This window comes from Bacillus sp. GbtcB10, assembly GCF_019091365.1.
Classification (GTDB): Bacteria; Bacillota; Bacilli; order Bacillales; family Bacillaceae; genus Bacillus; species Bacillus altitudinis.
This window is the reverse complement of the sequence record NZ_JAGXJP010000002.1, coordinates 194161-220384: the sequence shown is the minus strand read 5'-3', so window position 1 is coordinate 220384 and position 26224 is coordinate 194161. Positions and strand designations below refer to the sequence as shown.

Here is a 26224-nt window from a genome sequence, read left to right as displayed (position 1 = left end):
AATGACAAACGATCTATTAAAAAAAGGAGCGAACTTAGAGCAAAAGGTGATCATTGTGGCTGATGATTTAACAGGCGCAAGTGATACAGGTGTTCAATTTGTGAAGGCCGGTTTAAAAGCCTCTGTGCTGTTCCAGCCGTCATTTGAGGATATGAGCCGGTACAAGGAGGAAGATGTATTGATTGTCGATACAGACTCACGAAGTATGTCTTCTGAAAGAGCGTATAATGAGGTCAGTCAAGTGGTCCAGCCGTTTCTACAAGGGGGTTCACACCTTTTCTTTAAAAAAATAGATTCAACGTTAAGAGGAAATATAGGAATAGAGCTTCAGGCACTAATGGATCTTGGCCGGTTTGATGCGGCAGTCATTGCCCCCGCTTACCCCGATGCGAATAGATCTACGGCCTATGGGATTCATTATGTGGAGGGTGTGCCTGTTCATCTATCAGAAGCAGCGAAGGACCCAAAAACGCCTGTCCTGACATCCAGTATTTCAGACTTAATTGACGAGCAGACAAACATCAAGCCAAAACATCTTTCGCAGCAAGCGATCTATTCAGAGCTAAACGAAACGAGTCATGACGTTTCATCTTTATTAAAACATGGTCATCAATGGTTTGTGTGTGATGCAGAAACGAACAATGATTTAACACAGATCGTTGATTTGTTTATGAAGATCAATCAAAGAGTGCTTTGGGTCGGGTCAGCCGGACTCGCTGGCGCATTATCATCCTATGTCGCGAAACACCGCAATCTTTCTCATGCAAAAAAGCATGAATCTGTTCTCATCGTTTCAGGAAGTGCTTCTCAAAAAACAAATGAGCAGTTTGCTTTTTTAAGAGAAAAACACGATTGTCTCGAGGTGAAAGTGAACCCGTTGAATGTATTAAACGGCCGTGAAGCATGGGAAAGGAAATCAGTCATGGATCAGCTGCTCATGCGTCAGGATGAAGATATTCTCCTTTATACAGACGCAAGGCCAGAAATGGTTGAACAGATGTTGGCATACGGTGAAGCGAATGGCATGACAAGACAAGAAGTAGGAAGTACCTTATCTGTCTGTCTTGGTAAGATCACAAAAGACATTGTTGAATTAACAGGGGTGAAACGCCTTTTTTTAACTGGTGGAGATACGGCGCGTGCGATATGCCATGAGCTTGGAGCAGGCGGGATTCAGCTGTTGAAAGAAATTGAACCCGGCATCCCGCTTGGGCGGCTCGTTGATACGAGTGTATATGCGGTCACAAAAGCAGGGGCATATGGTCAAAAAGATTCTGTGCTCCATGCGGTTGAAGTGTTGAAAAACATAGAGGGGGTAGACGAATGGCAAAACCAATCATTGCTGTAACGATGGGAGATGCTTCTGGGGTTGGTCCTGAAATTATTTTAAAAGCCTTCCAGCAAAGCCGTTTACATGAAGAAGCCGTTCTATTTGTCATTGGAGACACCCATATATTAAATAGGGCGAAAGATTTTGTGAATACAGATGTGGAGATTGTCAGTATTAAAGAACCGGAGGAAGCGGAACAAGTAAAAGCTGGTGCCGTTCCTTGTCTTGATCTTCATCTATTAACAAGCGATATTCCAGTAGGAGAGATTTCAAAAGAAGCAGGGAAAGCCGCTTTTCGATATCTTGAAAAAGCCATTACACTTGCGAATGACTGTAGAATTGACGGCATTTGTACAGCACCGTTAAACAAGGAAGCACTTCATAAGGCTGGTCATATGTATCCAGGGCATACAGAAATTTTAGCTGACCTGACAGGTACGGACGATTATGCCATGATGCTGGCAGCTCCTAATTTAAAAGTGGTGCATGTGACGACACATATCGGATTAATGGATGCCATCTTAAAAATCAATCCTGAGCGTGTATACACAACGATTAAACTGGCTCATGATACCCTCGTTCGGTCTGGTATCCCTGCACCTAGAATTGCTGTGTGCGGGATTAATCCACATGCCGGGGAGAATGGTCTGTTTGGAAACGGAGAAGAAGAGGAGAAGATCATTCCAGCGGTAGAACGAGCACAGGATGAAGGGGTTCAAGTATTTGGCCCGCTACCAGCTGATACACTGTTCTTTAGGGCGACAAGAGGCGACTTTGATATCGTTGTGGCGATGTATCATGATCAAGGGCATGGACCAATCAAGGTGCTTGGCTTAGAATCAGGCGTTAATATCACAGTTGGATTGCCTATAATCCGTACAAGTGTCGATCATGGGACAGCATTTGATATTGCAGGAACAGGAAAGGCTGATTCTGCGAGTATGGAAGAAGCCATTCGGCAGGCAATCATGCTTTCTGGTACGAGAGAGAACCGATAGTAAAAGTGAAAGAGCCTTCCAATGGAGGCTCTTTCTTTAGTTCATATACGTTCCGCCATTCATATTGATGGTTTCCCCTGTGATGAAATCTGACTGATCAGAGGCTAAAAAGGTGACGGCGTTTGCGACTTGCTGCGGTGTTCCAATTGTTTTCAGAGGAATTCTTTCTAAAACAGATCTACGGTATTCATCACTCCACTGTTTGCTCATGTCTGTCTCAATTGGCCCAGGACAGACAGCATTTACATGAATGTGATGTGCTGCTAATTCTTTGGCAAGATGCATCGTTAAGTAATTGATACCTGCCTTTGAAACGCCGTAAGCAGGTGATGCATTGTGATGAGGGGTTTTGCCAGTAGTTGAACTCATGTTGACAATCTTCCCGCCTTGCTGTTTGATCATGTCAGGAATGACTGCTTGACACATGAGAAACGTACCCGTCAAATTAATATCAATTAGTCTTTTCCATTCATCAACAGATGTATCGACTGTTGATTTCCGCAAATTGATCCCAGCATTATTGACCAATATATCAATCTGTCCGAAATGTTCTTTCGCCTTCTCAACGAGGGAGGCAGCTGTCTCTGGTAAACTCGCATCACCAGCGACATAAACAGCGCGTGGTTCTTCTTTATTCATAGAGGAGCAAACGTCTTGCAATAGTACTTCATTCGTTCCGTTCAGCACCACTTTAGCTCCTTTAGAGACAAATGCCTCCGCAATGGCGCGGCCAATCCCTCTGCTTGCACCAGTAATAATTGCTACTTTGTTTTGTAAAGTCATCTATCATCCCGCCCATCTATCATAATTAAAAAGCGCTTTCATTTATTATAAAATGTGATGTTTCATCATTCAACATATAAAGTGGAAATGAAGAGGTTTTGGATAAAAGTGTTTCATAATAAAACAAATACATCTTTTCCACTTCAGGGTATACTAAAAGGAACAAGCAATAGAGGGGGAAAACAGGTGAAACTTTATACAAAAACCGGAGATCAAGGTCAAACAGGCTTGATTGGCGGACGGGCTGATAAAGATGACGCAAGAGTAGAAGCGTACGGTACATTAGATGAGGCGAATAGTTTGATTGGACTTGCCCAGGCAAACTTGAGGCAGCATGGCGAATTGTTTCAAGATGTTCTGTCAGAGCTGATGGTCATACAGCATGAACTGTTTGACTGCGGCGGTGATTTAGCAGCGGTGAAACCACCGAAAGAAGGCAAGTTAACAGAAGAATCTGTGACAGTCCTTGAAAAGCGAATGGACGTGTATGTAGAAGAAGCCGCACCGCTGACTAAATTTATTTTACCTGGCGGCCAGGAAGGCGCTGCCCTCTTACATGTGGCTCGAACAGTTGTCAGGAGAGCCGAGCGGCATATTGTGACACTCGCAAAGCAGGAGGAAATTCCAGCAGTTACGCTCACATATGTGAACCGTCTATCCGACTATTTATTTGCTGCCGCCCGTATTGTGAATCATCGGCTTGGTGAAGCAGATGTTGAATATGAACGAAGTGCCAACGTGTTTCGTTCCAAATGAGGAAAAGCACTCTTCTAGTCGAAGAGTGTTCAGCGTGTAGGCAAACCCTCGCATTCTTTGTCAGTCCTGCGTGCCGGTGCTCACGAATGTCCAATTCGCTCCGCAAAAGTAACTGTTCTTCCTAGACTGCAAAGGTTTTCTATCACACTGAAAAGAAGACAAAGAGCTAAAATAAAGTTCATTTTAGCCCTTTGTCAATAATCTGAGCACTCTTCTAGTCGAAGAGTGCTTTTTCTATAGATTCAACCGCTCAGTCTGAGCCATGTTACGACTCTGGTCGCAACCAAAGATCAATCTACGACACGTTTTGCCGGCTTCCTTTTTTGACTATAGTTAAAGCAAGGAGCAAGAAAGGAGGCATGAAGATGAAAATCACAAGTAAAACCATCATCGGTTCAATCCTGATGTTTATCGGTTTATCCATCTTCTTTGGTGGTTCATTGGGCGGGCTGATCCCGACTTTGATTGGGGCCTGGCTCATTTATGTAGGTGTCAAAAAATATGATAAAGGCAGTAAAACAACAGGGGTCATACTCACTATTATCGGTGTATTGCTCGTCGCACAGTCGCTGCCATTTTTACTCGGAATCGCATTTGCTGGAGTACTTCTCTACTTTGGCTGGAAGATGATCAATGGTGAATCTGCAAAGGAATCATCCGGCAGAACAACATATATGGAGCCAAACACGGCACCGAACATGGAAGAATCTATGCACACGTCATTTGATCAAGAATGGGAAGATTTTTTAAAGAAAAAATAAAGGGAGGAATATGAAATGGTATTAAGAAGAGTACGTGATATGTTTGTTGCAACAGTCAATGAAGGCTTAGATAAATTGGAGAATCCGCGTGTCATGCTGAATCAATATGTTCGTGATATGGAGGACGATATTGCCAAAGCGAAACATGCGATCATTAAACAGCAAACCATTCAGCAAGGTTTCTTGAGAAAAGCAGAAGAAACAGAAGCATTTGCTGATAAGCGAAAGAAACAGGCGGAGCTGGCGTTTCAGGCAGGAGAAGAAGAACTTGTACGGAAAGCACTGACTGAAATGAAGTATTTTGAAGAAAAGCACAACGAATATCAAGAAGCCTATCAGCAATCTGTTAAACAGCTGAAAGAGCTGAAAGAACAGTTGCAGCATCTAGAAACAAAACTGCGTGATGTTAAAGACAAGAAGCAAGCGCTGATTGCAAGAGCCAATGCCGCACAGGCAAAGCAGCATATGAATGAATCTATGAATAAGGTTGATAGTGAAAGTGCTTATAAAGAATTTCTACGCATGGAGAATCGTATAGAGGAAATGGAGACAAAAGCGGGCAGCTATGCACAATTTGCCGATCAGGGTGCTTATGCTCATCTTGATTACGCTGATGAGGTTGAAAAGGAATGGCAAAAGCTTCAACGATCAAAGCAGCCTGAGAAACAGCCGGCAAACTAATGGAAATGTGTCAAAACGGAAGAAAAACAGGATTTTTCTTCCGTTATTTGATTTCTTTCTGTTTCGCTTTTCCTTATAATAAAAAGGTCAAAGGATAAAGGGATGGTATAAATGAAACGGTTCATTGGTCTAATTTGTATACTTGTTGGTGTTTTTTTGATGATTGGGATGCTTTTCAAAAATGGAGATCTCTTTCATTTGAGCTTTTCTCGTGATAAAGCGGTCACAACAGCTTCAGCGAAAAAGGATGAGGTTGAACAATTAGATATCTCTCTTTCTGGATTTCGCATCAAGGTGAAGCCGGAAGATCGTTCGGATATTTCTGTGATGGTTGTGAATGGAAAAGGGAAAATGTATGCGGAACAAACAGGCGGAACATTCAAAGTCCGTGCTGAAAATAAAGGATTTTTGTTTTTCTCTGCATTTGAAAAAGGAGAACTCTTAGTCAAAATTCCAACAGGTTATCATAAAGATGTGAAAATAACAGGTGGAATCGGCGTGAGCGAAGTAAATGGCGAAGGAAAGCTGTCTCTTCAAGATGTGACGCTCAAATCAACGAGCGGAAACCTCACAGCTGAGAACTTCTCAGCAAATCGAGTGGAAATCAAGGCGACTTCTGGCAGACTCTCAGTGTCTCATATTGATGCGAAGGAAAGTGATATTGGTGCCACTTCTGGTCGTGCTGATATTCAAGATGTAAAAGGAAAGCTGCAATTAGGCATGACAAGCGGCAGGCTGACAGCAAGCTTTGATACAATTGATTCACCAGTCGACTTTCACATGACATCAGGCAGTGCGAAATTGAACTTGCCAGATGAGGGAGATTTCAAAGTCCAAGTGAAAAAAACGAGTGGACGTATTGATCATTCGTATGGTTTTGACCAAGCGGATAGTGAAGGCCGAGGTTTTACAGGCACGCATGGGAAAGGGACACACTTAGTCGATATTGAGATGACAAGCGGAAACTTAAAATTGCGGTAAACAAACGTAAAAAGGAAGGAGGCGAGTCAACTGCGTTTTTCTAGAAATCAAATTTTAGGCATCATTGTGGTGATTTTCGGTATTAATCTTTTTCTCAAAATTATTGGGATTGGGGCAGACCTATTTTGGCCAGTGTTTTTTGCTCTAGCTGGTTATTGGCTGCACTCTCGATCTAAACGTTGGCTCGGTTCGGTTTCCTATATTTTTGCAGGCTTTCTCTTCTTGAAGTTTCTACTAAATATCACGTTTAGTTTGACTGGGTATTTATTTGCTGCCTTTTTGATCTATGCGGGCTATCGTTTATTGAAAAACAAACCTGTTTTTGATGTCGATAAAAAGGAATCATCAGACGATGGAAAGCCTTCACTGAAAGTCAATCTTGAAAAAGAGGGCGATCAGAAGAAAACAAAAAGCCAGACAAAGCCGCGCAAAGAACATGATTTCTTCATCGGTGAAGTCAGGCTGATGAAAAAACCATTTCAATTAAGCGATTTGACCATTTCAGGTTTTATTGGCGATGTCAAAATCGACTTATCAAAGGCAATCATTGCTGAGGAAGAGAGTACGATCGTCATTAGTGGACTCATCGGAGATGTCGATATTTATGTACCGCAGGATATTGAAGTGTGTGTGAGTGCTTCGGCGGCGATTGGTGATATGAAAATCATTGATGAAAAAAGAAGCGGGTTCGGCAGTAAAGTGTATGTCATGACAAATGATTATGATGAGAGCAAGCGAAAAGTGAAAATCTCCATTTCTCTCCTGATAGGGGATGTGGATGTGAGGTACTTATGAGGAAACTGCATTTAGGCATCCAGTGGCAATCTGTTCGTCTTGCAGTCGGTATCTCGCTTGGTGTTGTCATCATGACGACACTCCCGATGTTTTTTTATTACCAGCTTGATCCCATGATTTTACTGTCTACGCGGTGGTTCGGCATCCCGTTTTTTTGTATTTTGCTCATTATTAGTCTCGCCATTGGTGTATCAGCGGGGCATGTGTTTGGCTATCAGCATAAGAAGCGGCTGGATCAGCTTGTAGAGTCGATTTTGAAGTTTGAAAATGGGAATTTTGCCTATAGACTGCCTTCTCTAGGTGATGATGAAATTGGTTTGGCGGCAGATCAATTAAATGAAATGGCGAAACGAGTGGAAGGGCAAGTAGCCTCCTTACAAAAGCTCTCAAATGAGCGAGCTGAATGGCAGGTTCAAATGAAAAAATCGGTTGTCTCAGAAGAGCGTCAGCGTCTAGCGCGTGAGCTGCATGATGCAGTCAGCCAGCAGCTATTCGCCATTTCGATGATGACGTCTGCGATTCTTGAAGGGATGAAGGAAAAGGATGAAAAGATTTTAAAGCAAATGCGTCTTGTGGAACGAATGGCTGGCGATGCACAAAATGAGATGCGTGCACTCCTTTTGCATTTAAGACCGATCACCCTTGAAGGAAAAGACTTGAAAAAAGGCTTGATTGAGCTACTCAATGAATTTCAGGCAAAGCAGCCAATTGATATTGATTGGGAAATAGAAGATGATGCTCCGCTGTCTAAAGGGGTGGAGGACCATCTGTTCCGAATTGTGCAAGAAGCCCTTTCCAATGTGTTTAGGCATGCAAAGGCGACAAAGGTGACAGTACGTCTGCTTATTCGGAACCGTCAAGTTCAATTGAAAATTATCGACAACGGGATTGGTTTTCAAACAGATCATGTGAAGACTGCTTCCTACGGACTTGAATCGATACGAGAAAGAACAAGTGAAGTAGGCGGTGTCGCAGAGATTATGTCATTTGAGGGAAAAGGCACACAAATTGATGTGAAGGTTCCCATTTTTGATGAAGGAAAAGGAGAGAACGTTCGATGATTCGAGTGCTTTTAATTGACGATCACGAAATGGTGAGAATGGGTCTTGCTGCTTTTTTAGAGGCACAGGCGGATATTGAAGTCATCGGTGAAGCGTCAGATGGACAAAAAGGTGTAGAACTAGCGGTTGAATTAAAGCCAGACGTGATTTTAATGGACCTTGTCATGGAAGGCATGGATGGCATCGAAGCAACGAAAAGAATTTGTCAGGAAATAGAGGATGCCCGGATTATTGTACTGACGAGCTTTATTGATGATGATAAAGTGTATCCAGTGATTGAGGCTGGTGCTTTAAGCTATCTTTTAAAAACATCGAAAGCAGGAGAAATTGCTGATGCCATCAGGTCTGCAAGTATCGGCGAACCAAGGCTTGAATCAAAAGTAGCTGGAAAGGTCATGAACAAACTCCGCCATTCATCAAATGGGTCCATTCTGCACGATTCGTTAACCGCAAGAGAAATGGAAATATTAAAGCTGATTGCCGATGGGAAATCGAATAAGGTCATTGCTGAGGAATTGTTTATTACCATCAAAACAGTCAAGACGCATATTACCAACATTCTTTCCAAGCTTGATGTAGAAGACCGCACACAAGCGGCCGTGTATGCACATCGCCATAAGCTGATTCAATAAAAAAACAGCTTTCAAATGAAAGCTGCTGGAACATGCACAAAATTAGTCCTTCTGTCCTGTGATTGGACGTTCGGATAGTTGATGGAGCTCAGGAACTGGAAAAGCCTCCTGCTCCTCGGCCGATTTGTCTTCCAGGGTTTTCTTCATCTCGGAAAGCAGCTTGACGCTTTCCTTTGCCACTGCAGCTTTTTTCTCTTGCAAATCAATGATCTGTGAAAGTCCAACAAATAAACCGCCTCCAATCAGAAGGAGCGCAGGGGTTTGTCCATAATAAATCACGATCAAAAATGTGCTTGAAAAGCTGTCGGCTTCAATGAAGAAATCTTCTTTTGATTGCATGAATACCACGACTAACAGAAGTATTCCTAGAATCAAAAATAGAATGCCGGCCGAAAGTAAAGCTCGTTTCATGATTGACACCCTTTTTTTCTTACCATTTTAACATACTCTATTAGGATTGTGTTGCGCCCTTAGTCCCGAAGTCACGGATTTTCACATTTACCTTGTAACGAATATCCGATTCACTAAAAATGTCATCCCAATGTTTTGCTTCTTTTCGGAATTCCTTCGGATAGGCAATACTCGCTTTTTGATAAAATCCACAAATATCTGCTTTGATCTCATGCTGTAATTCCCCGATAAAATCTTTTACATTTTCCTCAAGTCGATGTGCCACGACTTTCTCAATTTCTTGGAGGTATTTTTCATTAAATGAATTTTCCCGTTCATTCCAATCCTCAGACAATCTTCCATCAAGCTCCACTGACACATCAAATTCATATTTGCCACTGGCTGTTTTATGGGTGTCAATGTTGTGTTTGATTTTAAAGATCTCAAAAGAATAAATGCTATGTTCATATTGGAATTCAATCACTCCGCCTGTTGCATCTCCAGTCAGCAGGTTGTAGGACTGCACCGCTAAAGGAGAGATGTTGGTGAGAAATCGTTTGTTCTGAATAATCGAGGCACCATCCAGCATTAATTTGCCCTGACTGACACTGACTTTCGGAATGGCAAAGGATACGTTGTTTTGCATAGCAGAAGAAATATCTCCTAAGGAAACGGGCTTGAACATACGAATGGTCGTTTTTGTATTCGAAGAAATATCGTATAAGGTGGAAGCGGCAGGCTGGCCGTCGTCATTGATTTTCAGCATATCTCCAGGCTTCTCAGAGGCCATAAAGACAAGGCTTCCTCTTCGTGTTTCATTGTCCCGAATGAATTGATTGATGACCAAATCGAAATTATTTTCATTGATAAGGTCTTGAGAAAACAAATAAACCCTCAGCTGCTGAGCAAAAATGCGGTGTGTTTTTAGGGCCGTTGTACGAAAAATTTGGTGTATGGAATCACCGCTTGTCTCAATAATCTTCGTCGGATCTTTCACGCTTGATTCTTGCTCAATTTTTTGCGGAACGAGCACCTGCATAGACAGCTTCAATTTATGTCCGTCATCTCCTTTATCTACAGCAAATCCAATTGCCATGTTGAGCTCCTCGATATTTGTACTATCCCAGCACCCGCATAATAGAATCAGTGAGAAGAGCGCAAGAACCGCTTTCTTTTTCATGCTGTTTTCCGCCTCCTTTTGAAAAATACGATGATAAATAAAAGAAACGGGAGTATACCAAATAGAAGAAAGAACAAGTTGTTTACGTAGGTTAAATAGTCTCGGACCGTATCAACATCTTTTGGGAAAAGAGCGGCAAAGAAGATCACAATGCCCATCAAGGCGAGCGCGATTTTTTTAGGGAATTTAGTCAATTTGATGACTCCTATCGTAGCAAAAAACGTATATCCTACAAAGCTCGTATAAAGCTGGACAAGCCAAACAATCAGCAAAAAGGATTCAATCCGTTCAATAAAAATCCCCTGAATATCAAATGATTGAAATAAGGCAATGGTCGGCCACGTCAGAGTCGCCGTTTCTTTCACCGTGAGCGCACCAACCACAAGAATATAGGTGAAAATATAGATGATCGCAGGAATCAAAAAGCCGATGGAGCCATATGCAAAAGTGTGTTTTTGCGTATTCATATAGGCAGGCATGAAAAGCATCATTTCAATGCCGACAAACGAAATGGCCGAAGCATTCAAGGAATTGAAAACAGGGGAAATGCCCTCTCCTAAAACTGGCCGTAGGTTATCGAGCTTAAACTCTTGTACACTAAGTCCGTAGGCTACAAATAAGATGATGAGTGTGACAATCAGAAAAAAAGGGCACAGCCGGGCAAAATCTCCAATCCCCCCAATCACAAGGTAAAAACCAACCAAAATAAAGCTGATCATCGTCACGGCTACCGGTGTGTTTTGAAGTAGAAAGAATTTCACCATCTCAGACATGGCTCGTACTTCATAGCTGGCAACGCCGAGAAAGTAAATAATAATCAACAGGTTGGCAAGTGAGCCAATCCATTTCCCAAGTCCTTCTTTTGTATAGTCATAGTAGGAAGAAAAGGAGACCTTTTTCATCATGAGCACATTGACAAAAATGAACACAATGTATATCACACTCATGAGTAAGAGTGCAATCCAGCCGTCAGGTGTAGGCGCAGCTTGAGCCATTGATCTTGGCAGAATCATCATACTTGCACCTAGTGTGGTATTGGCGATAATGGCACTTGCCTGATAGCTTGTGATCGACTCTTTATGATTGACCATGTCGTTCCCCTTTCTTTTGATTTTTCAAAGGCAATCTGATGATGGAATTGTCCTCATTTTTATAACTGAACACAAAATCTGGTGAAAAATATGGGGTGCCAAAGCTTTTTTGTCTTGTCAAATGAGTGAGTAAGACGAGCATAAACAGGACAAGTCCATATAAACCGAATGCAGCTGCAGTAAACATGGACACAAAGCGAAGGACACGAAATGATATCCCCATTCCATATTGAGGAAAGGTAAAGGATGCAAGTGCAATGACGCTGACAATAATGACCATAATGGAGCTGACGATATGGGCTTGTACGGCTGCCTGCCCAATGACAACACCGCCCACAAGTCCGATTGTTTGTCCAAGTGGATTAGGAAGCCTTAACCCAGCCTCTCGCAGCAGCTCAATGGTCATTTCCATGATGAGTGCTTCCACAATAGGAGGAAAGGGGACATTCTCTCGTGTGCTTGAGATGGAAATAGCTAAAGTTGTGGGCAAAAGACCTTGATGGAAGGACACAAGGGCAATATAAATGGCTGATAAAAACAATGTGAGAAAGATGGACGTAAAACGTAGCAAACGAATAAGAGAGGCGGCGATCCATCTTTCATAATAATCATCAGGTGACTGCATAATCGTCGCGAGGGAAGCAGGCACAATTAAGATAAAAGGCGAATGATCGACAAAGATGGCGACGCGCCCATTGTTTAAAGCAGATGCCACTTTATCAGGCCGTTCTGTGTTTTGAATTTGCGGAAAAGGAGAATACACATTGTCTTCAATGAGCTCCTCAAGAACGCCTGAGTCTTGAATATCATCAATGGTGACTTGTTTGAGGCGTTTTTTTACCTCTTTTAAAACAGAGGGCTCAACGATACCATCAATGTACATGATCGATACTTGGGTGTATTTCTTTTCGCCGATTTTCATGTCTACTGTTTTGAGATCAGGGTTTTTCAAACGCTGTCTGACGAGAGCTAAGTTCGTGTTGATATCTTCAATGAAACCAATCTTTGGTCCTCTTACGACGGTTTCAGATGTAGCATCTCCTAAATTGCGTTTCTTCGTTCCATGTGTTTCTAAAATATAAGCGTGCTGAAATCCATTAATCAGTACGACACAATGTCCTTGAAAAATGGCATCTACCAGCTCTTCAGAGGTTTCCACCGTACGAGTTGTCATCATTGATAAATTGGATTCTAGCTTCTCTTTTGTTAGAGTTGCATGATCTTGCAATAGCAGTTTTAAGAAGGTTTGAATCTGCATCGCTTCGTTCATTTCTTTAATGTATAAATAGTAGACAACCTGTCCATGAGGCAATGTTTTTTTCTCATGGATCAAATCATCCATGTCCTTTAACTGAGGGAGAATGGCAGAGAGATTATCGTATAAGTGCTCTTTCAATGGAGTTTGATTCAAATGGATCACCCGCCTCAATTTCTTTTTCTTAGCATTACCTGCTTGAAAAAACAATATTCTGTGTTACATTATTTTGTGGTATATGAAAGAATCACGGTGTTGGAGGAAAGAAGATGGCGCAAATTCGTTTAGCAGGAACAAAAGAGGAGATCGACCTTATTCTACAGTCGTTTGACAAGCATTATGAGGTGACTTATACGTCAAAAGATTACGGAAAAACAAATCCAAAATACAAATATTCCAAAGATGTTCGTGTTTATATTGAACTAAAATTAAAATAAAGATAAAATTTTAATTGAAAACGCTTAAAGGATTTTCGTTTTTTGTATAGAATAGAGTTGAGTGATGAAGCTATGGAGGGATACATAATGACAGAATTTAGAATCGAAAAAGATACAATGGGCGAAATCAAGGTGCCACAGGACAAGTTCTGGGGTGCACAAACACAACGAAGCAAAGAAAATTTCAAAATCGGTTCTGAGAAAATGCCAAAGGAAGTTGTGAATGCGTTTGCAATTTTGAAACGTAGCACAGCGATTGCGAACGAACGTCTAGGCAACTTAGAAAGTGAAAAAGCAGAAGCGATTGCTGCTGTATGTGATGACATCATCAGTGGAAAATATGACGAGCATTTCCCACTTGTTGTATGGCAAACAGGAAGTGGAACACAAAGTAACATGAACATGAACGAAGTTGTTGCAAATAGAGCAACTGCTTACTTGAAAGATAAAAATAGTGAATTCAGCATTCACCCGAATGATGATGTCAACCGCAGCCAAAGCTCAAATGATACATTCCCAACGGCTATGCACGTGGCAGCTGTTTTAGCTGTGTACAAAAAGCTATTGCCTGCGATTGACCAGTTAAGAGCGACGCTTGATGAGAAAGCAAAAGCATACCAAGAGATCGTGAAAATTGGCCGTACGCATTTGCAAGATGCAACACCTCTTACAGTGGGCCAAGAGATTAGCGGCTGGGTGTACATGCTTGATCGTTCAAAAGAAATGATTTTAGAATCTACTGAAAAAATGAGAGAACTTGCCATTGGCGGAACAGCTGTTGGTACGGGAATTAACGCACATCCTGAGTTTGGTAAATACGTGGCAGAAGAAATCAGCCAGTTAACAGGTCAAACGTTCAATTCTTCACCAAACAAATTCCATGCGCTGACAAGCCATGATGAAATCACATATGCACACGGTGCGCTTAAAGCACTTGCAGCTGACTTAATGAAAATTGCCAATGATGTGAGATGGCTTGCAAGTGGTCCTCGTTGCGGAATTGGTGAATTGATCATTCCTGAAAATGAGCCAGGCAGCTCCATTATGCCAGGAAAAGTCAACCCAACTCAAAGTGAAGCTTTAACAATGATTGCCGCACAAATCATGGGGAATGATGCAACAATCGGTTTTGCCGCAAGCCAAGGAAACTTCGAGCTGAACGTATTTAAGCCGGTCATCATCTATAACTTCTTGCAGTCAGTTGAATTGCTTGCTGATGGTATGAACTCATTCCATGACAAGTGTGCCGTTGGAATTGAACCAAACCTAGAAACGATCGAGAAAAACCTAAACAATTCATTGATGCTTGTGACGGCACTCAACCCGCACATCGGATATGAAAATGCAGCGAAAATTGCGAAGCTTGCGCACAAAGAAGGATTAACGCTAAAAGAAGCTGCCCTTCAATTAGAATTATTAACAGAAGAGCAGTTTGAAGAGTTTGTGAAACCAGAAGAAATGGTGACACCGAAAGCAAAATAAGACACCAGAGGCCTCTGTGCCTCTGGTTTTTTTATGGAAACTTCCTGAAATCACAGAAAAGAAGTTTGATTGTTTGTCACAATCATAAACCCAGGGCAAGCAAGCCCTGGGTTTTATAAATGATCTTCTTTTAGAATGCGTAATAAGGAGCCGGAGACCGGCTGAAGCGGTGTGTATAATTTCAATTGATAAAGCATGCCTTTGACGATGACTTGTCTTGGTTTTTGTTTGTTTAACTCGTTTTCTAAAATGCCAAGCGCTTCAAATAAATCTGGCTCGTCTTTCACTTCATAATGTGCTTCTGCCAGCTCTCTTAATTCTTTTAATAGAGATTCTGTGAGCGGGTCAAATGATCGTTCATAAATCGGGCCGAACCAGTCGCTTGCTTGGTCCACAGAAATGAGTGGATGGTCATTGCGCTTCATCATACCGCCCATTAGATCATCGATACGGTGAATCATTGTTGCGGCAAGCTCCTCTGCTTCGAGCTGAAAATCATATAAAATGGCAAGCTCAAAGTAAACGTGACTCATGCCCTCAATCGTTAAACATAGATCAGCCATATAAGGAATGGCCGCATCTCCATACACTTGCTTAATGTTATCAATGTGCAACTGAATCGTCGCAAGTCGAATTTGCTTTGCGAGCTGTTGCGTTTCTTCGTTCAATGGGAGCGCCCTGTCGCTTAGCTGCATTTTAATAAAATCTTTTTGCTGCAAAATATTATCGTAATAGACAGTGAGCTGTTTCCGGTAGGCCTCTTTTGGTGTGCCGCCCTCTGTTTGAACCTCATGAATCCGGGTAAATACCTTATCGTAATAGTAATGCAAGATCGAAATAAGTAGTGCTTCCTTCGATTTGAAATAAAGGTAAAACGCACCCTTTGACATGTGGCATTCATCCGCAATTTCCTGAACAGACGTTGTATTATAGCCTTTGCTGGCAAATAACTTCATACCAGCCTCAATAATCATTTTTTCTTTCTTTTTCAATATGAATGTCATCCTTTCTTACCGAGCGACAAATGTCTTAGGAAACGTGCGCAAAGAGATGTGACTTATCGGTCATAAACGACAAAACTTTTCAAAAATTAATCAGATTGTAACTTGTTTTTTACAGTGTAATTCTTTATATTATAAAGTAAGGTGACCAACCGGTCAAAAATGTGAAAGGATGATGTTCCATGAGAGAAATTGATGATATGATTAGACGCTTGAAAGCAAAAGGAATTCAAGTAGAAAAAGTCAAAATGCCGAAAGAGACAACCATTGAAAAGAAATGGATGTATCAAGCTGGCAAGAAGATCAAAGCCACATACCGTGATTTCAATGGGTATTCATTCATCTAAAAAAAGACTGCGGTGTAAAACCTACAGCCTCTTCTTTGGAACAGTGATCGTATAGCGTACACCTAGTTCATCATTTTCAATTGATATGGACGCTTGATGCATCGAAAGAATTCGTTTGACAATGCTTAATCCAATGCCGAATTCGCCCTTTTTTCCCTTACTAAAAGGTTCGTATAGGCTGGATAGCATGTGTTCTTCAATTGGAGGGCCATCATTACGAATGACGATGCGAATTTGATCCTCTTCCTGCTTCATATGAATATCAATTTTATTTTTTGCGTAGCGAAGTTGATTTTCTAATACATTTTCAAATAATTTGCTCCATTGTTCTGGATCGCCTTCAAGTGCAGCCTCATCATCTAAGTCCACGTTCCACTGCAATTCATTTTTCGACCAGCGTAAACGGTCAACCACTTCCAGCATTGTATTACTCACAAGGAAGGGAGAATGCGCCGGATGTTGTTTTGATAAATAATCAAGCTTTGTTAAATACAGCAAATCTTTGATTTTCTTCTCAAGCTTTTCCGCTTCGCCTTCAATCACTTCCACCGTTTGTTCAAGATCTCCTTTAGGGAAAATTCCATCTTTAATAGACTGCGTATAACCGCGGATGACCATCACAGGTGTTTTTAAGTCGTGTGATATATTTTGCAAAAGCGTTCGTTCTGTTTCATCCTTTTGAATGAGCTTTTGTCTCATTTCTTCAATCGTATGCCCCAGCTTGCCAATTTCATCTTGCCGGTCAACCATCACAGGATCGTCCCAGTCTTCTTGTGCAATGCGCTTGACGTGCTTTTCAAACGCGACGATTGGACGTGATAAGTAGCGGGCGAGCCAAATCGATGGAATCCAGCTTAGTAAAATAACAGTTCCTAAGATGAAAATCAGCTGTTTAAACAGTGTAAAGGACAAGTCATCTCGATAAGAATCGGGTGCATATGACAAGAGAATATATTGTGTATTGCCAGTTGAGACTTTTTTGATCACAAAAAAGATATGCTGGCCATTCACTTCTTCAGAATAGCGTTTTGTTGCGCTTTTTTGTTTTTTAACAAAGGACTGCACTTTTTCAATAAAGGCATGCGGGAAAAACTGAGCCATTTGATTTAATTCATCTGACGGAATCAGAATGTGCTGAACCGAGCGGTTTTCTGGTGTCGACTTTGGTGAGCCGTCTCGATTCAGAGGGTATTCTGTTAACACTTGCTGCTCGTTTTCGATGTTTTTATAAATTTCATTCGTAAAGAAGCTGCGTAATGTATTTGAAAATAAAATGATCAGGACAATCGAGATGGTGAGTAAAATGCCAGAGATGACAACCCAAATTTGAAAAGCGAGTGGTTTGTTCTTCATCCTTTTAGCATCCTATAGCCAAATCCATAAATGGTCTCGACTTTTAAGTCAGGCATTTTTTTTCGCAGCCGTCTGACAAGATCATCGACCACACGATCTGTCCCGAAGTAATCGTGCCCCCAGATCTTGACGAGGATATCTTCCCGGGAAAAGGCATGTCCTTGATGATGGGTAAATAAGAGCAGCAAATCAAATTCCTTAGACGTTAAGTTAATCAGCTGATCTCCTTCATACACCTCTCTTACGTCCTCGTGAATGATATAGGAAGAAACGGGTGTGACGCTTTGCTGAGGTGTGTCACTGTTTTTATATACAAGCTCCAGCAGCTTTTGCACGCGGATGATCAGCTCGCGCGGAAGAAAGGGTTTCGCAATATAATCACTGCTCCCGAGTTCTAAGCCAAGCACACGATCAATATCTGCATCACGTGCCGAAATAAAAATGACCGGTACGTCAGGCGAGGCTGCTTTGATTTCTTTAATGAGTGTGTAGCCGTCCGTATCAGGCAGCATAATATCTAAAATCCATAGATGCGGTGGCTTGTTCATGGCCGCGCGTGCCGCTTCTCCGGTTAAAAAAGAGGACACATTCCAATTTTCACTCTCTAAATATTTGGTTAACAGTTCATTTAAATTCTGCTCATCTTCAACTAAATAAATGGTGTACGACAAAGTCTTCCACATCCTCTCAACGTCATTATAACGGGATACAAAGGCGGCATGTCAACAATCACACGCTTTTTTCACAATTTCACATATTCTTCTCATTATTATCCCATAATGTTTGTTTATGATAAGCTCAAGGGAAAAAAGGGCATAGACAAAAGGCTAATGAATAGGTGCTTTTCACCAATGTGCACACCTTGCTTTTTTTCTATGAATAAGTATTATATAATTTGACATATTGTCATAAAGAATTTTTCAATGATATTGCCATTAAGAGGACATGAGTCCTGTCTAGACATATGAATGAAGCATTTCATGAAAATGATGCAAAGGAGTGCAAGCGATGGATTTCCGAAGAGAAGATGAAGAGAAAAAAATGAATGATCAAGAACACACACATCAAGAGAATGAGAAACAAATAGAAGAACCAGAAAAAGAGAAAGAACTCGTTTTTCACCATCATGAAAACGAAGCATCTGCCTCTCAGGAGAGGGTGACAAATGGGTCTCCTCAAGTGATTGATGACCGTTCGTCTAAAAAGGAGAAAAAACGAAAGGCTGCATGGCTAAGTCCGATTCTTGGAGGGATTATTGGTGGCGGTCTTGTGCTTGGCATTACACCGCTTTTACCGCAGTCACAAGATACAGCGGCAAACACTCAAACCCAAACAGCATCAAGCGAACCGGCTTCATCTGAAAATTTCTCAACAAAACAAATCACCAATGCGACGAATGTTGCTGATATGGTAGAAGATTTAGAGCCGGCGATTGTAGGGGTCTCAAACTATCAATCTACACAAAACTCGTTCGGTCTTAGCGGTGATTCAACTGAAGCAGAAGCTGGAACGGGTTCTGGTGTCATCTTCAAAAAAGATGGAAAAAAAGCATACATTATCACCAATAACCATGTAGTCGAGGGTGCCAATAAATTAAAGGTCACACTATACGATGGGAAAACAAAAGATGCGAAGCTTGTCGGCAGTGACGTAATGACAGATTTAGCTGTCGTGGAAATAAATGCTGACGGCATTGATAAAGTTGCAAGTTTTGGAGATTCTTCTAAGCTACGTGCTGGAGACAAAGTCATTGCAATCGGGAACCCGCTCGGTGCGCAGTTCTCTGGTACAGTAACAGAAGGGATTATTAGTGGTCTCGATCGTACCGTTGAAGCCAATACATCATCTGGAACTGTTGAGATGAATGTACTTCAAACAGATGCAGCCATTAACCCTGGAAACAGTGGCGGTCCGCTGATCAATACAGACGGTCAAGTCATCGGCATCAACAGCTTGAAAATTAGCGAAAGCGGAGTAGAATCACTCGGATTTGCGATCCCAAGTAACGATGTAAAACCGATCGTAGATCAGCTGTTGAAAAATGGAAAAGTCGAACGTCCTTACCTTGGCGTACAAATGATTGACCTTGAGCAAGTGCCTGAAACGTATCAGGAAAATACACTTGGCCTATTTGATAAACAAATCGGTAAAGGCATCTATGTAAAAGATGTTTCAAAAGGATCTCCTGCACAAAAAGCAGGCTTGAAGTCTGGAGATGTCATCATCAAGTTCAAAGGAAAAGATGTAGCGAACAGCTCACAGCTGAAAGAAATCCTTTATAAAGAAACAAAAATTGGCGATAAAACGACAATGACTGTCATTCGTGATGGAAAGAATAAAAATCTTGATATTACCCTTGGGCAGTCTGATAACGAATAAAAGAAAACAGGTGGATAAAAGATCCACCTGTTAGATTGTTGACAAAGGGCTAAAATGAACTTGATTTTAGCCCTTTGTCTTCTTTTTTTCAGCGTGATAGAAAACCTTTGCAGTCTAGGAAGGACGAGTACTGGCACGGAGCGAATTTGACATTCGTGAGCACCAGCACGCAGGACTGACAAAGAATGCGAAGGTTTGTCTACACGCTGACAGGTGGATAAGCGATCCACCTGTTTTTTTGTGCCTATTTTTTTGAGGATAGTGTCCGTAAAATAATGTTTTCCCATACATTCCAAGGCAGGAGCTGCTTTGCTATGAATGAAAGCCGAACACCTTTCCCAACAAGATACCTTAGCTTCTTTAGCCGCTTCTTCTCTGCAAGCGAAACCACAAGCTCTGCAACTTCGTCTGGATCTCCATAGTTGTTTTTTTGCGCCTCTATATAGGCCATCATGTTTTCATAAATAGTTGTGTATTTAGAACCTGCTGCGGGCGGTGTCATTTGCTCATTCATGGAGGTGTTCCAAATGTTCGTTTGGAAAGAACCCGGCTCAATCAAAGCGGCTTGAATGCCAAACGCAGCCAGCTCAATTCGCAAACTCTCTGTATAGCCCTCTAGCGCAAACTTTGACGATACATATGGAGAGAGTGCGGGCATTCCCATGAGTCCGCTGATACTGCTCATATTCAATATTTTTGCACCGCTCGTCATCAACGGAAGGACTGCTTGTGTCATTTCCATCACACCAAAGACATTCACTTCAAATTGCTCTCGGTACTGATCAACAGGCACCTCTTCAGCAAAACCAGCATAGGCCGTTCCCGCATTGTTCACAAGCAGGTGAATGGGAGCATAGGCATTAAGCCTTTTCTGAAATGCTTGAATGGACTGTGTATCTGTCACATCTAATGCTTCAATATGTATTGATTCGGATAAAGCGGCGTTCTTTACTTCTTCGGCAAGCTTTTTCGCATTGGTTTCCTGTCTTACGCCAGCAATCACAGTGTACCCTTGCTGAGCGAGGCGCAGTGTGATGAGCTTTCCGAAACCGCTGTTGGCACCAGTCACAATGGCTGTTTTATTCATCATCCGGTTCTCCTTTTTGTTTTAATCTACCATAGTCTGCTGTTTTATTGAATAACGAAAAGGGGCTTGGAGAAGAATAAAAAACGATGCTATGAAATAGGAGGAAACACATGATGTGCTGGAAGAAGGCGGGACTGCTAGGAGTGCTGTTCTTTATGCTGTCTGGCTGTCGTTCAATCGAACCAATACAACATCCACATGAAGCAGAAGCTGAAAGTCTGTCAGCTGTTCAAATGAAGGAACTGCCATTTCAGCATTTGCAATTGCACGTACAATATGGACAAAAAAGCGAATTATATGAAGCTACCTATCGTCAAGCTGGTGGAAGAGAAGAAGCACTAATTCGAGATCATATGAATGGTGTCCGCTATGAAGGGGAAGAAGCTTTACGTGAAATGAAGATGAAGCTCAATGATATGTCGATTCCTAGTGCAAAGCTGAATGAAACATATGTCAATGAATTATTATCTGCTTTTAATTTAGATGATGATTATCAGCGAATACGAGTCGATATGAAGCTCGAAGATGGGACGAAACGCGCGTTCGAAAAGACAAAGTAAACGAGACTTTCTCATTTTTTAATTGAAAATGATTTTCAAGATCACTTAAATCTGATACACTAAATTGAGATAAGTGATCTTTGACGTCTACATAGACGATATTCAATATAAAAAATTTGGATGAGAAAAGGAGCGTTTGAGCGGAATGAGTGCCATTTCTACTGAAGGTTTAAGCTTAGGTTACGGAGAAACAATGATCATAGACGAACTAAATGTGTCAATCCCTAAGGGTGAAATCACAGTATTTATTGGCAGCAATGGATGCGGTAAATCCACGCTACTTCGCTCTTTGGCCCGTCTCATGAAGCCAATGGGTGGTTCTGTCCTGCTTGAAGGTCATTCCATTGCCAAATTACCAACAAAGGAAGTGGCGAAACAGCTCGCCATTCTTCCGCAAGGACCGGAAGCGCCAGAAGGATTAACGGTACATCAACTCGTCAAGCAAGGGCGATATCCTTATCAAAATTGGCTGAAGCAATGGTCAAAGCAAGATGAAGAAGCGGTAAATCGCGCACTGAAATCAACGAAGATGGAAGACCTTGCTGATCGAACGGTTGATTCATTATCAGGTGGACAAAGGCAGCGTGCATGGATTGCGATGACATTGGCACAGGAGACGGATATTATTCTATTAGATGAGCCAACAACGTATTTAGACATGACGCACCAAATTGAAATCCTTGATCTTCTTTTTGATTTAAATGAAAAAGAGCAGCGCACGATTGTCATGGTTCTGCATGACCTCAATCTCGCTTGCAGATATGCGCATCACCTTGTGGCCATTAAAGACAAGTCAATTTATGCAGAAGGAAGACCGGAAACTGTCATTAACTGTGATCTTGTGAAAAATGTCTTTGATATGAACTGCCAAGTAACAACAGATCCTTTATTCGGAACACCGTTATGTATTCCGCACGGCAGAGGACGCTGTATTGTCCAACAGGCACAAGCTGAGACATTTCTTGCTGCAAGATAATCGTATGTGAAAAGCCTGACATCTGTTACACGCAGAGTCAGGCTTTTTTCTGAAAAAAGGAGCGGAATACAAATGGGAAATGAATTAGATGAAAAGCTCGAAGGCCTGCTTGATAAATATACAGAGCTGCTGCTTGGTGAAACGAATGAGGAACTGAAAAGAGATGTCTCGCAGTGGATCATCTATTCTCATATTGCCAAAAGCATGCCGCCTTTAGCCAAGCATTTTAATGACATGTATCCAGAGGCAAAAGAAGACATCAAAGAAATGATTCAGCGGATCAAGCAATTAAATGAAGCTCATCGTGCCAATAAAGACCGTTAAAAAACTGCCAGTACGAGCTGGCAGTTTGAGATTGTTGACAAAGGGCTAAAATGAACTTTATTTTAGCCCTTTGTCTTCTTTTCAGCGTGATAGAAAACCTTTGCAGTCTAGGAAGGACGAGCCCTGGCACGGAGCGAATTTGTCATTCGTGAGTACCAGTGCGCAGGACTGACAAAGAATGCGAGGGTTTGTCTACACGCTGAAACTGCCAGTACGAGCTGGTAGTTTTTCTTTATGACATGGGTGATGATCCGTACGGTGATTGATCTGTCAGTGTTTGCTGGAATTTCTGGTGTGCCTGCTGGAGCTTTTGCTGTTCAGCAGCTTCGACAGAGTACCAGCCATATTTGAACATGACATCATATAAATGTCTTTGCGTTTTTTGTGTTTCTAGCGCAATTCGCTGAATATCTTGGTAAAGAGATTCATGGCTGAATTCATTGAGCGCTGTGTTATATCCGTTTGTCATATATTTTTCAGTCGACAACAGGTCTGTGACAAAGTCGCGATCGTTCATGTTCGTAGTGGTTGGAACCGGCGTTTGTGGATTCCCGATTTTTTGTTGGTTTTGCTGTTCCATGTCTGTTACCTCCTATTGCATAAAGCCAGAAGACTGGCCTTGCCCTGAGCTGCCTAAATGCTGAAGAATTTGTGTGTAATGCTGATGATGCATTTGGCCAACTTGATTGAGTTCTTGTTTCAATGTTTGATCCTGACAATGCTCGGCCATAAAATGAGCCTTTTTCATGGCGATCAAATTCCAGTTCAGCATATCCTCTAGGTACAAGGAATCTTTTACTGAAATCACCTGTGGGGGCATATTCATTTGCTGGTTGTTCAAGATGTGTTCCTCCTTACGATTTCTTTTTATATTGCTGATTTTGACTGGTCTTTTTACCACCTAGGTCTGCTTCTTGTGATGGACCTGCGTTTCCTTTCACACTTGCAGCACTTACGCCTGCTTTTGATGGGTTCTTTTGCAAACGAGACATGTGGACATCACCTCCATTCTTACAATTCCCCCTCGTCTTTAATTCATACGCTGTAAAGAAAGTCGCATGAGAATGTGTAAATTTTTGAAATCTGCTATTGAACTGTTTCGGAAAATCTTTTAAGATAAAGAAAGAGGCATTGCTTTTTTTTGGACAAAAAATGAATGACTGTTCATTCAAAATGTTTAGGGGGATATTTATGGGCAAACATATTCGCAAGGCGGCTGTCATTGGTTCAGGTGTCATGGGCTCAGGCATTGCTGCACATCTAGCCAATATCGGGATACCAGTAACATTGCTAGATATTGTGCCACATGAACTGACAAAGGAAGAAACGGCAAAAAAGCTAACGCTTGATCACCCTAGTGTTCGGAATAGATTAAGCCAAGACGCAATGAAAAAATTGTTAAAGCAAAAGCCAGCACCTCTTACTTCAGCCAAAAACCTATCATACATCACACCCGGAAATCTCACAGATCACCTTTCCTTAGTACACGATGCTGACTGGATCATTGAAGTCGTGACTGAAAAGCTCAGCATTAAACAACACGTATTCTCTCTCATCGACGAACACCGCAAAGAAGGCAGCATCGTATCCAGCAATACATCCGGTATTTCTGTTGAAAAAATGGCAGAAGGCCGATCAATTGATTTTAAACGCCACTTTTTAGGCACTCACTTTTTTAACCCAGCTCGTTATTTAAAGCTGTTAGAAGTAATTCCTATTCAAGAAACAGATCCAGAAGTACTCTCATATATGAAAACATTTGGTGAAGATGTACTTGGCAAGGGTGTGGTCGAAGCAAAAGATACACCGAACTTTATTGCCAACCGAATTGGCACTTATGGGCTTCTTGTCACAGTGCGTGAAATGCTTGAGAACAAATACACGATCGGAGAGGTCGATTCTGTCACAGGTCCTCTTATTGGCAGACCGAAAAGTGCGACCTTCCGCACACTTGATGTGGTGGGGCTCGACACATTTTCTCATGTAGCCCGCAATGTGTATGAACAGGTAGAAGGAAAGGAAAAAGATATTTTTCAGCTGCCTGAGTTTATGGAAAGAATGCTTGAAAAAGGGTGGATCGGCAGCAAGGCAGGGCAAGGGTTTTATCAAAAAAATGGGAAGACCATTTTAGAGCTTGATCCTGTCACACTCACATACGGAGAACGGACAAAGCTGAAGGATCCGGGCATTGACATTGCCAAGCAGCAAAAGGGGACAAAAGCGAAATTGAAAGCGCTTATTTATCAAGACGGCCGTGCTGGGCAATTGCTTTGGAATATGACCGCACCTGTTCTTCTTTATTCAGCTCAACTAAAAGGCGACATTGCGGATGATATTCAGTCCATCGATAACGCCATGAAATGGGGATTTGGCTGGCAGCATGGCCCGTTCGAGCTGTGGGATGCGATTGGCGTGAAAAAAGCCGTCAGTCGAATGGAAGCGGAAGGGCACAGCATCCCGACCTGGGTGCGAGATATGCTTTCACAAGGACATGACACATTCTATCAAGAAAATGCCGAAGGAGACCGTGCATTTTATCAGAATGGTGCTTATGAACAGGAAAAGGGAAACGACAAGAATATTTCGTTAGCTAGATTGAAAAAGAAACACGATGTCATTTTTAAAAATACAGGTGCAAGCTTGATCGATATCGGGGATGATGTTGTCTTGCTTGAATTTCATTCGAAAAGTAATGCCATTGGGCTTGATGTCATTGATATGATCAATCGTGCTGTAGATGAAACGGAAAAGAATTATAAAGGGCTGGTCATCGGTAACCAAGGAAAGAACTTCTGTGTTGGTGCGAATCTCGCCTTAATTTTAATGGAAGCACAGGACGACAACTTCTTTGAAATTGATTTTGTCATTCGCAGGTTCCAGCAGGCGATGATGAAAGTGAAGTATAGTGACCGTCCAGTTGTGGCTGCACCATTTGGTATGACACTTGGCGGAGGGACGGAGCTTTGTCTACCAGCAGCCGCTATCCAAGCGTCCAGTGAAACGTATATGGGGCTTGTCGAAGCGGGGGTCGGACTCATACCGGGCGGAGGCGGAAACAAAGAACTCTATATTCGCCATCTGCAAGGAGCGGAAAAGCCATCAGCAACTGCGATCCAAGATGCTACGCTACAAACCTTTGAAGCCATTGCGATGGCAAAGGTATCTACATCAGCAGAGGAAGCGCGTGATATGAAGATGCTCCGAGTGAATGACCGGATCAGCATGAATGGTGATCATTTAATCCATGATGCGAAACAACTCGTTCTTTCTCTTGATGAAGCGGGTTATCGTGCACCTCTGAAGCGAAAGGTGCCCGTGATGGGGGAAACAGGCTACGCAGCAATGGTGCTGGCTGCTGAAAACATGAGATTGTCTGGATACATTTCAGACCATGACATGACCATTGCGAAAAAACTAGCACATGTCATTTCTGGCGGCAAATTGCCATTTGGTACAGAGGTGGATGAACAATACTTATTAGAGCTTGAAAGAGAAGCCTTTTTAAGTCTTGTAGGGGAAGTCAAATCTCAGGCACGCATGCAGCACATGCTCGTTAAAGGAAAACCTTTACGTAACTAGGGGGG

At 42.0% G+C, this 26224-nt stretch carries 29 protein-coding genes; 17 read left to right on the top strand and 12 right to left on the bottom strand.

The genetic code is table 11. From position 1 onward, the window contains the following. Position 1: 1 nt before the first annotated feature. Positions 2-1348: a four-carbon acid sugar kinase family protein gene (locus KVT11_RS06580; RefSeq protein WP_210552205.1), complete on the top strand. Its 1347-nt coding sequence runs from the start codon at positions 2-4 to the stop codon at positions 1346-1348. Further along, positions 1324-2328 (top strand): 4-hydroxythreonine-4-phosphate dehydrogenase PdxA, encoded by a 1005-nt coding sequence (gene pdxA, locus KVT11_RS06575; RefSeq protein ID WP_048003202.1) that lies wholly within the window; start codon positions 1324-1326, stop codon positions 2326-2328. The genes KVT11_RS06580 and pdxA overlap by 25 nt, the downstream gene beginning before the upstream one ends. 36 nt (positions 2329-2364) lie before the next feature. On the opposite strand, the gene KVT11_RS06570 is transcribed toward pdxA, so the two are convergent. Next, positions 2365-3111 (bottom strand): SDR family NAD(P)-dependent oxidoreductase, encoded by a 747-nt coding sequence (locus KVT11_RS06570; RefSeq protein ID WP_041091885.1) that lies wholly within the window; start codon positions 3109-3111, stop codon positions 2365-2367. A gap of 186 nt (positions 3112-3297) precedes the next feature. On the opposite strand from KVT11_RS06570, the gene KVT11_RS06565 reads away from it, so the two are divergent. The 7 genes from KVT11_RS06565 to liaR all read left to right on the top strand — a co-directional run bounded on the left by KVT11_RS06565 (position 3298) and on the right by liaR (position 8778). Further along, the gene (locus KVT11_RS06565) at positions 3298-3867 is read left to right on the top strand and encodes a cob(I)yrinic acid a,c-diamide adenosyltransferase (RefSeq protein WP_210552204.1); all 570 of its coding nucleotides are present in this window, start codon (positions 3298-3300) and stop codon (positions 3865-3867) included. A 365-nt stretch (positions 3868-4232) separates the two neighbouring features. Further along, positions 4233-4628: a hypothetical protein gene (locus KVT11_RS06560; protein WP_035701334.1), complete on the top strand. Its 396-nt coding sequence runs from the start codon at positions 4233-4235 to the stop codon at positions 4626-4628. 15 nt (positions 4629-4643) lie between these two features. Next, complete coding sequence (gene liaH / locus KVT11_RS06555; protein WP_035701331.1) at positions 4644-5309, top strand: stress responsive protein LiaH; 666 nt, start codon at positions 4644-4646, stop codon at positions 5307-5309. Positions 5310-5420: 111 nt separating this feature from the next. Beyond that, positions 5421-6290, top strand: coding sequence for a LiaG family protein (gene liaG, locus KVT11_RS06550; protein WP_048003425.1), 870 nt, complete (start codon positions 5421-5423; stop codon positions 6288-6290). A gap of 30 nt (positions 6291-6320) precedes the next feature. Next, entirely contained in the window at positions 6321-7085 is a 765-nt protein-coding gene (gene liaF, locus KVT11_RS06545; protein ID WP_007500301.1) for a cell wall-active antibiotics response protein LiaF, read from the top strand. Beyond that, positions 7082-8146 carry a two-component system sensor histidine kinase LiaS gene (liaS, locus tag KVT11_RS06540; protein WP_007500303.1) on the top strand — a complete coding sequence of 355 codons (1065 nt, stop codon included), beginning with the start codon at positions 7082-7084 and terminating at the stop codon, positions 8144-8146. The genes liaF and liaS overlap by 4 nt, the downstream gene beginning before the upstream one ends. Continuing rightward, positions 8143-8778, top strand: coding sequence for a two-component system response regulator LiaR (gene liaR, locus KVT11_RS06535; RefSeq protein WP_007500305.1), 636 nt, complete (start codon positions 8143-8145; stop codon positions 8776-8778). The genes liaS and liaR overlap by 4 nt, the downstream gene beginning before the upstream one ends. Before the next feature lie 42 nt (positions 8779-8820). Here liaR and KVT11_RS06530 read toward each other — a convergent pair whose 3' ends face one another. From KVT11_RS06530 to KVT11_RS06515, 4 genes are read right to left on the bottom strand one after another with little or no spacing between them, the layout of a single operon-like run. Further along, positions 8821-9189: a hypothetical protein gene (locus KVT11_RS06530; protein WP_007500307.1), complete on the bottom strand. Its 369-nt coding sequence runs from the start codon at positions 9187-9189 to the stop codon at positions 8821-8823. 40 nt (positions 9190-9229) lie between these two features. Next, positions 9230-10348 carry a Ger(x)C family spore germination protein gene (locus KVT11_RS06525; RefSeq protein WP_008347083.1) on the bottom strand — a complete coding sequence of 373 codons (1119 nt, stop codon included), beginning with the start codon at positions 10346-10348 and terminating at the stop codon, positions 9230-9232. Further along, a complete protein-coding gene (locus KVT11_RS06520; protein ID WP_008347081.1) occupies positions 10345-11439 on the bottom strand; it encodes a GerAB/ArcD/ProY family transporter in 1095 nt (364 codons plus the stop codon). Before KVT11_RS06520 ends, KVT11_RS06525 begins: the two co-directional genes overlap by 4 nt. After that, a complete protein-coding gene (locus KVT11_RS06515) occupies positions 11426-12850 on the bottom strand; it encodes a spore germination protein (RefSeq protein WP_206115725.1) in 1425 nt (474 codons plus the stop codon). The genes KVT11_RS06520 and KVT11_RS06515 overlap by 14 nt, the downstream gene beginning before the upstream one ends. A 113-nt stretch (positions 12851-12963) precedes the next feature. Here KVT11_RS06515 and KVT11_RS06510 point away from each other — a divergent pair, with 113 nt between their 5' ends. Together KVT11_RS06510 and fumC are read left to right on the top strand one after the other, a co-directional pair. Further along, entirely contained in the window at positions 12964-13131 is a 168-nt protein-coding gene (locus tag KVT11_RS06510) for a YvzF family protein (protein WP_017359274.1), read from the top strand. A gap of 87 nt (positions 13132-13218) precedes the next feature. Continuing rightward, positions 13219-14613: a class II fumarate hydratase gene (gene fumC / locus KVT11_RS06505; RefSeq protein ID WP_017359275.1), complete on the top strand. Its 1395-nt coding sequence runs from the start codon at positions 13219-13221 to the stop codon at positions 14611-14613. 113 nt (positions 14614-14726) lie between these two features. On the opposite strand, the gene KVT11_RS06500 is transcribed toward fumC, so the two are convergent. Next, positions 14727-15605, bottom strand: coding sequence for a TetR/AcrR family transcriptional regulator (locus KVT11_RS06500; RefSeq protein ID WP_017359276.1), 879 nt, complete (start codon positions 15603-15605; stop codon positions 14727-14729). 191 nt (positions 15606-15796) lie between these two features. Here KVT11_RS06500 and spxO point away from each other — a divergent pair, with 191 nt between their 5' ends. After that, positions 15797-15961, top strand: a complete 165-nt coding sequence (gene spxO / locus KVT11_RS06495; protein WP_008347070.1) for an anti-adapter protein SpxO — start codon at positions 15797-15799, stop codon at positions 15959-15961. A gap of 21 nt (positions 15962-15982) precedes the next feature. Here spxO and KVT11_RS06490 read toward each other — a convergent pair whose 3' ends face one another. After that, entirely contained in the window at positions 15983-17314 is a 1332-nt protein-coding gene (locus KVT11_RS06490; RefSeq protein WP_007500323.1) for a HAMP domain-containing sensor histidine kinase, read from the bottom strand. After that, a complete protein-coding gene (locus KVT11_RS06485) occupies positions 17311-17985 on the bottom strand; it encodes a response regulator transcription factor (protein WP_008347066.1) in 675 nt (224 codons plus the stop codon). The genes KVT11_RS06490 and KVT11_RS06485 overlap by 4 nt, the downstream gene beginning before the upstream one ends. Positions 17986-18322: 337 nt before the next feature. Here KVT11_RS06485 and KVT11_RS06480 point away from each other — a divergent pair, with 337 nt between their 5' ends. Then, entirely contained in the window at positions 18323-19693 is a 1371-nt protein-coding gene (locus KVT11_RS06480; protein WP_217608990.1) for a S1C family serine protease, read from the top strand. Between the two features lie 244 nt (positions 19694-19937). Here KVT11_RS06480 and KVT11_RS06475 read toward each other — a convergent pair whose 3' ends face one another. Further along, entirely contained in the window at positions 19938-20780 is an 843-nt protein-coding gene (locus KVT11_RS06475) for an oxidoreductase (protein WP_025207949.1), read from the bottom strand. A 113-nt stretch (positions 20781-20893) separates the two neighbouring features. On the opposite strand from KVT11_RS06475, the gene KVT11_RS06470 reads away from it, so the two are divergent. The 3 genes from KVT11_RS06470 to KVT11_RS06460 all read left to right on the top strand — a co-directional run bounded on the left by KVT11_RS06470 (position 20894) and on the right by KVT11_RS06460 (position 22640). After that, a complete protein-coding gene (locus KVT11_RS06470) occupies positions 20894-21340 on the top strand; it encodes a YusW family protein (RefSeq protein WP_170916856.1) in 447 nt (148 codons plus the stop codon). Between the two features lie 145 nt (positions 21341-21485). Next, on the top strand, positions 21486-22316 hold the full coding sequence (locus KVT11_RS06465; RefSeq protein ID WP_008347057.1) for an ABC transporter ATP-binding protein: 831 nt from the start codon (positions 21486-21488) through the stop codon (positions 22314-22316). A gap of 72 nt (positions 22317-22388) precedes the next feature. Then, positions 22389-22640, top strand: a complete 252-nt coding sequence (locus KVT11_RS06460) for a YusU family protein (protein WP_050826597.1) — start codon at positions 22389-22391, stop codon at positions 22638-22640. 232 nt (positions 22641-22872) lie between these two features. On the opposite strand, the gene KVT11_RS06455 is transcribed toward KVT11_RS06460, so the two are convergent. Genes KVT11_RS06455 through KVT11_RS06445 form a run of 3 tightly spaced genes read right to left on the bottom strand, consistent with a single transcriptional unit; the run spans position 22873 to position 23632 of the window. Then, positions 22873-23220: a spore coat protein gene (locus KVT11_RS06455; RefSeq protein WP_008347053.1), complete on the bottom strand. Its 348-nt coding sequence runs from the start codon at positions 23218-23220 to the stop codon at positions 22873-22875. Positions 23221-23232: 12 nt separating this feature from the next. Continuing rightward, a complete protein-coding gene (locus KVT11_RS06450; protein ID WP_060698253.1) occupies positions 23233-23484 on the bottom strand; it encodes a hypothetical protein in 252 nt (83 codons plus the stop codon). Between the two features lie 10 nt (positions 23485-23494). After that, complete coding sequence (locus KVT11_RS06445) at positions 23495-23632, bottom strand: YuzL family protein (protein ID WP_008347049.1); 138 nt, start codon at positions 23630-23632, stop codon at positions 23495-23497. A gap of 199 nt (positions 23633-23831) precedes the next feature. On the opposite strand from KVT11_RS06445, the gene KVT11_RS06440 reads away from it, so the two are divergent. Further along, on the top strand, positions 23832-26219 hold the full coding sequence (locus KVT11_RS06440) for a 3-hydroxyacyl-CoA dehydrogenase/enoyl-CoA hydratase family protein (RefSeq protein ID WP_210552202.1): 2388 nt from the start codon (positions 23832-23834) through the stop codon (positions 26217-26219). Positions 26220-26224: the final 5 nt, after the last annotated feature.

Bases quoted from the DNA above. Each gene is read 5' to 3' on its own strand.
- KVT11_RS06440 (WP_210552202.1), top strand. From the start codon at position 23,832: ATGGGCAAACATATTCGCAAGGCGGCTGTCATTGGTTCAGGTGTCATG.
- KVT11_RS06445 (WP_008347049.1), bottom strand. From the start codon at position 23,632: ATGTCTCGTTTGCAAAAGAACCCATCAAAAGCAGGCGTAAGTGCTGCA.
- KVT11_RS06570 (WP_041091885.1), bottom strand. From the start codon at position 3,111: ATGACTTTACAAAACAAAGTAGCAATTATTACTGGTGCAAGCAGAGGG.
- KVT11_RS06490 (WP_007500323.1), bottom strand. From the start codon at position 17,314: ATGAAGAACAAACCACTCGCTTTTCAAATTTGGGTTGTCATCTCTGGC.
- KVT11_RS06455 (WP_008347053.1), bottom strand. From the start codon at position 23,220: ATGGAACAGCAAAACCAACAAAAAATCGGGAATCCACAAACGCCGGTT.
- KVT11_RS06520 (WP_008347081.1), bottom strand. From the start codon at position 11,439: ATGGTCAATCATAAAGAGTCGATCACAAGCTATCAGGCAAGTGCCATT.
- liaR (WP_007500305.1), top strand. From the start codon at position 8,143: ATGATTCGAGTGCTTTTAATTGACGATCACGAAATGGTGAGAATGGGT.
- KVT11_RS06480 (WP_217608990.1), top strand. From the start codon at position 18,323: ATGGATTTCCGAAGAGAAGATGAAGAGAAAAAAATGAATGATCAAGAA.
- liaG (WP_048003425.1), top strand. From the start codon at position 5,421: ATGAAACGGTTCATTGGTCTAATTTGTATACTTGTTGGTGTTTTTTTG.
- liaS (WP_007500303.1), top strand. From the start codon at position 7,082: ATGAGGAAACTGCATTTAGGCATCCAGTGGCAATCTGTTCGTCTTGCA.
- KVT11_RS06475 (WP_025207949.1), bottom strand. From the start codon at position 20,780: ATGAATAAAACAGCCATTGTGACTGGTGCCAACAGCGGTTTCGGAAAG.
- fumC (WP_017359275.1), top strand. From the start codon at position 13,219: ATGACAGAATTTAGAATCGAAAAAGATACAATGGGCGAAATCAAGGTG.
- KVT11_RS06460 (WP_050826597.1), top strand. From the start codon at position 22,389: ATGGGAAATGAATTAGATGAAAAGCTCGAAGGCCTGCTTGATAAATAT.
- spxO (WP_008347070.1), top strand. From the start codon at position 15,797: ATGAGAGAAATTGATGATATGATTAGACGCTTGAAAGCAAAAGGAATT.
- KVT11_RS06470 (WP_170916856.1), top strand. From the start codon at position 20,894: ATGTGCTGGAAGAAGGCGGGACTGCTAGGAGTGCTGTTCTTTATGCTG.
- KVT11_RS06525 (WP_008347083.1), bottom strand. From the start codon at position 10,348: ATGAAAAAGAAAGCGGTTCTTGCGCTCTTCTCACTGATTCTATTATGC.
- liaH (WP_035701331.1), top strand. From the start codon at position 4,644: ATGGTATTAAGAAGAGTACGTGATATGTTTGTTGCAACAGTCAATGAA.
- KVT11_RS06560 (WP_035701334.1), top strand. From the start codon at position 4,233: ATGAAAATCACAAGTAAAACCATCATCGGTTCAATCCTGATGTTTATC.
- KVT11_RS06530 (WP_007500307.1), bottom strand. From the start codon at position 9,189: ATGAAACGAGCTTTACTTTCGGCCGGCATTCTATTTTTGATTCTAGGA.
- pdxA (WP_048003202.1), top strand. From the start codon at position 1,324: ATGGCAAAACCAATCATTGCTGTAACGATGGGAGATGCTTCTGGGGTT.
- KVT11_RS06465 (WP_008347057.1), top strand. From the start codon at position 21,486: ATGAGTGCCATTTCTACTGAAGGTTTAAGCTTAGGTTACGGAGAAACA.
- KVT11_RS06580 (WP_210552205.1), top strand. From the start codon at position 2: ATGACAAACGATCTATTAAAAAAAGGAGCGAACTTAGAGCAAAAGGTG.
- KVT11_RS06510 (WP_017359274.1), top strand. From the start codon at position 12,964: ATGGCGCAAATTCGTTTAGCAGGAACAAAAGAGGAGATCGACCTTATT.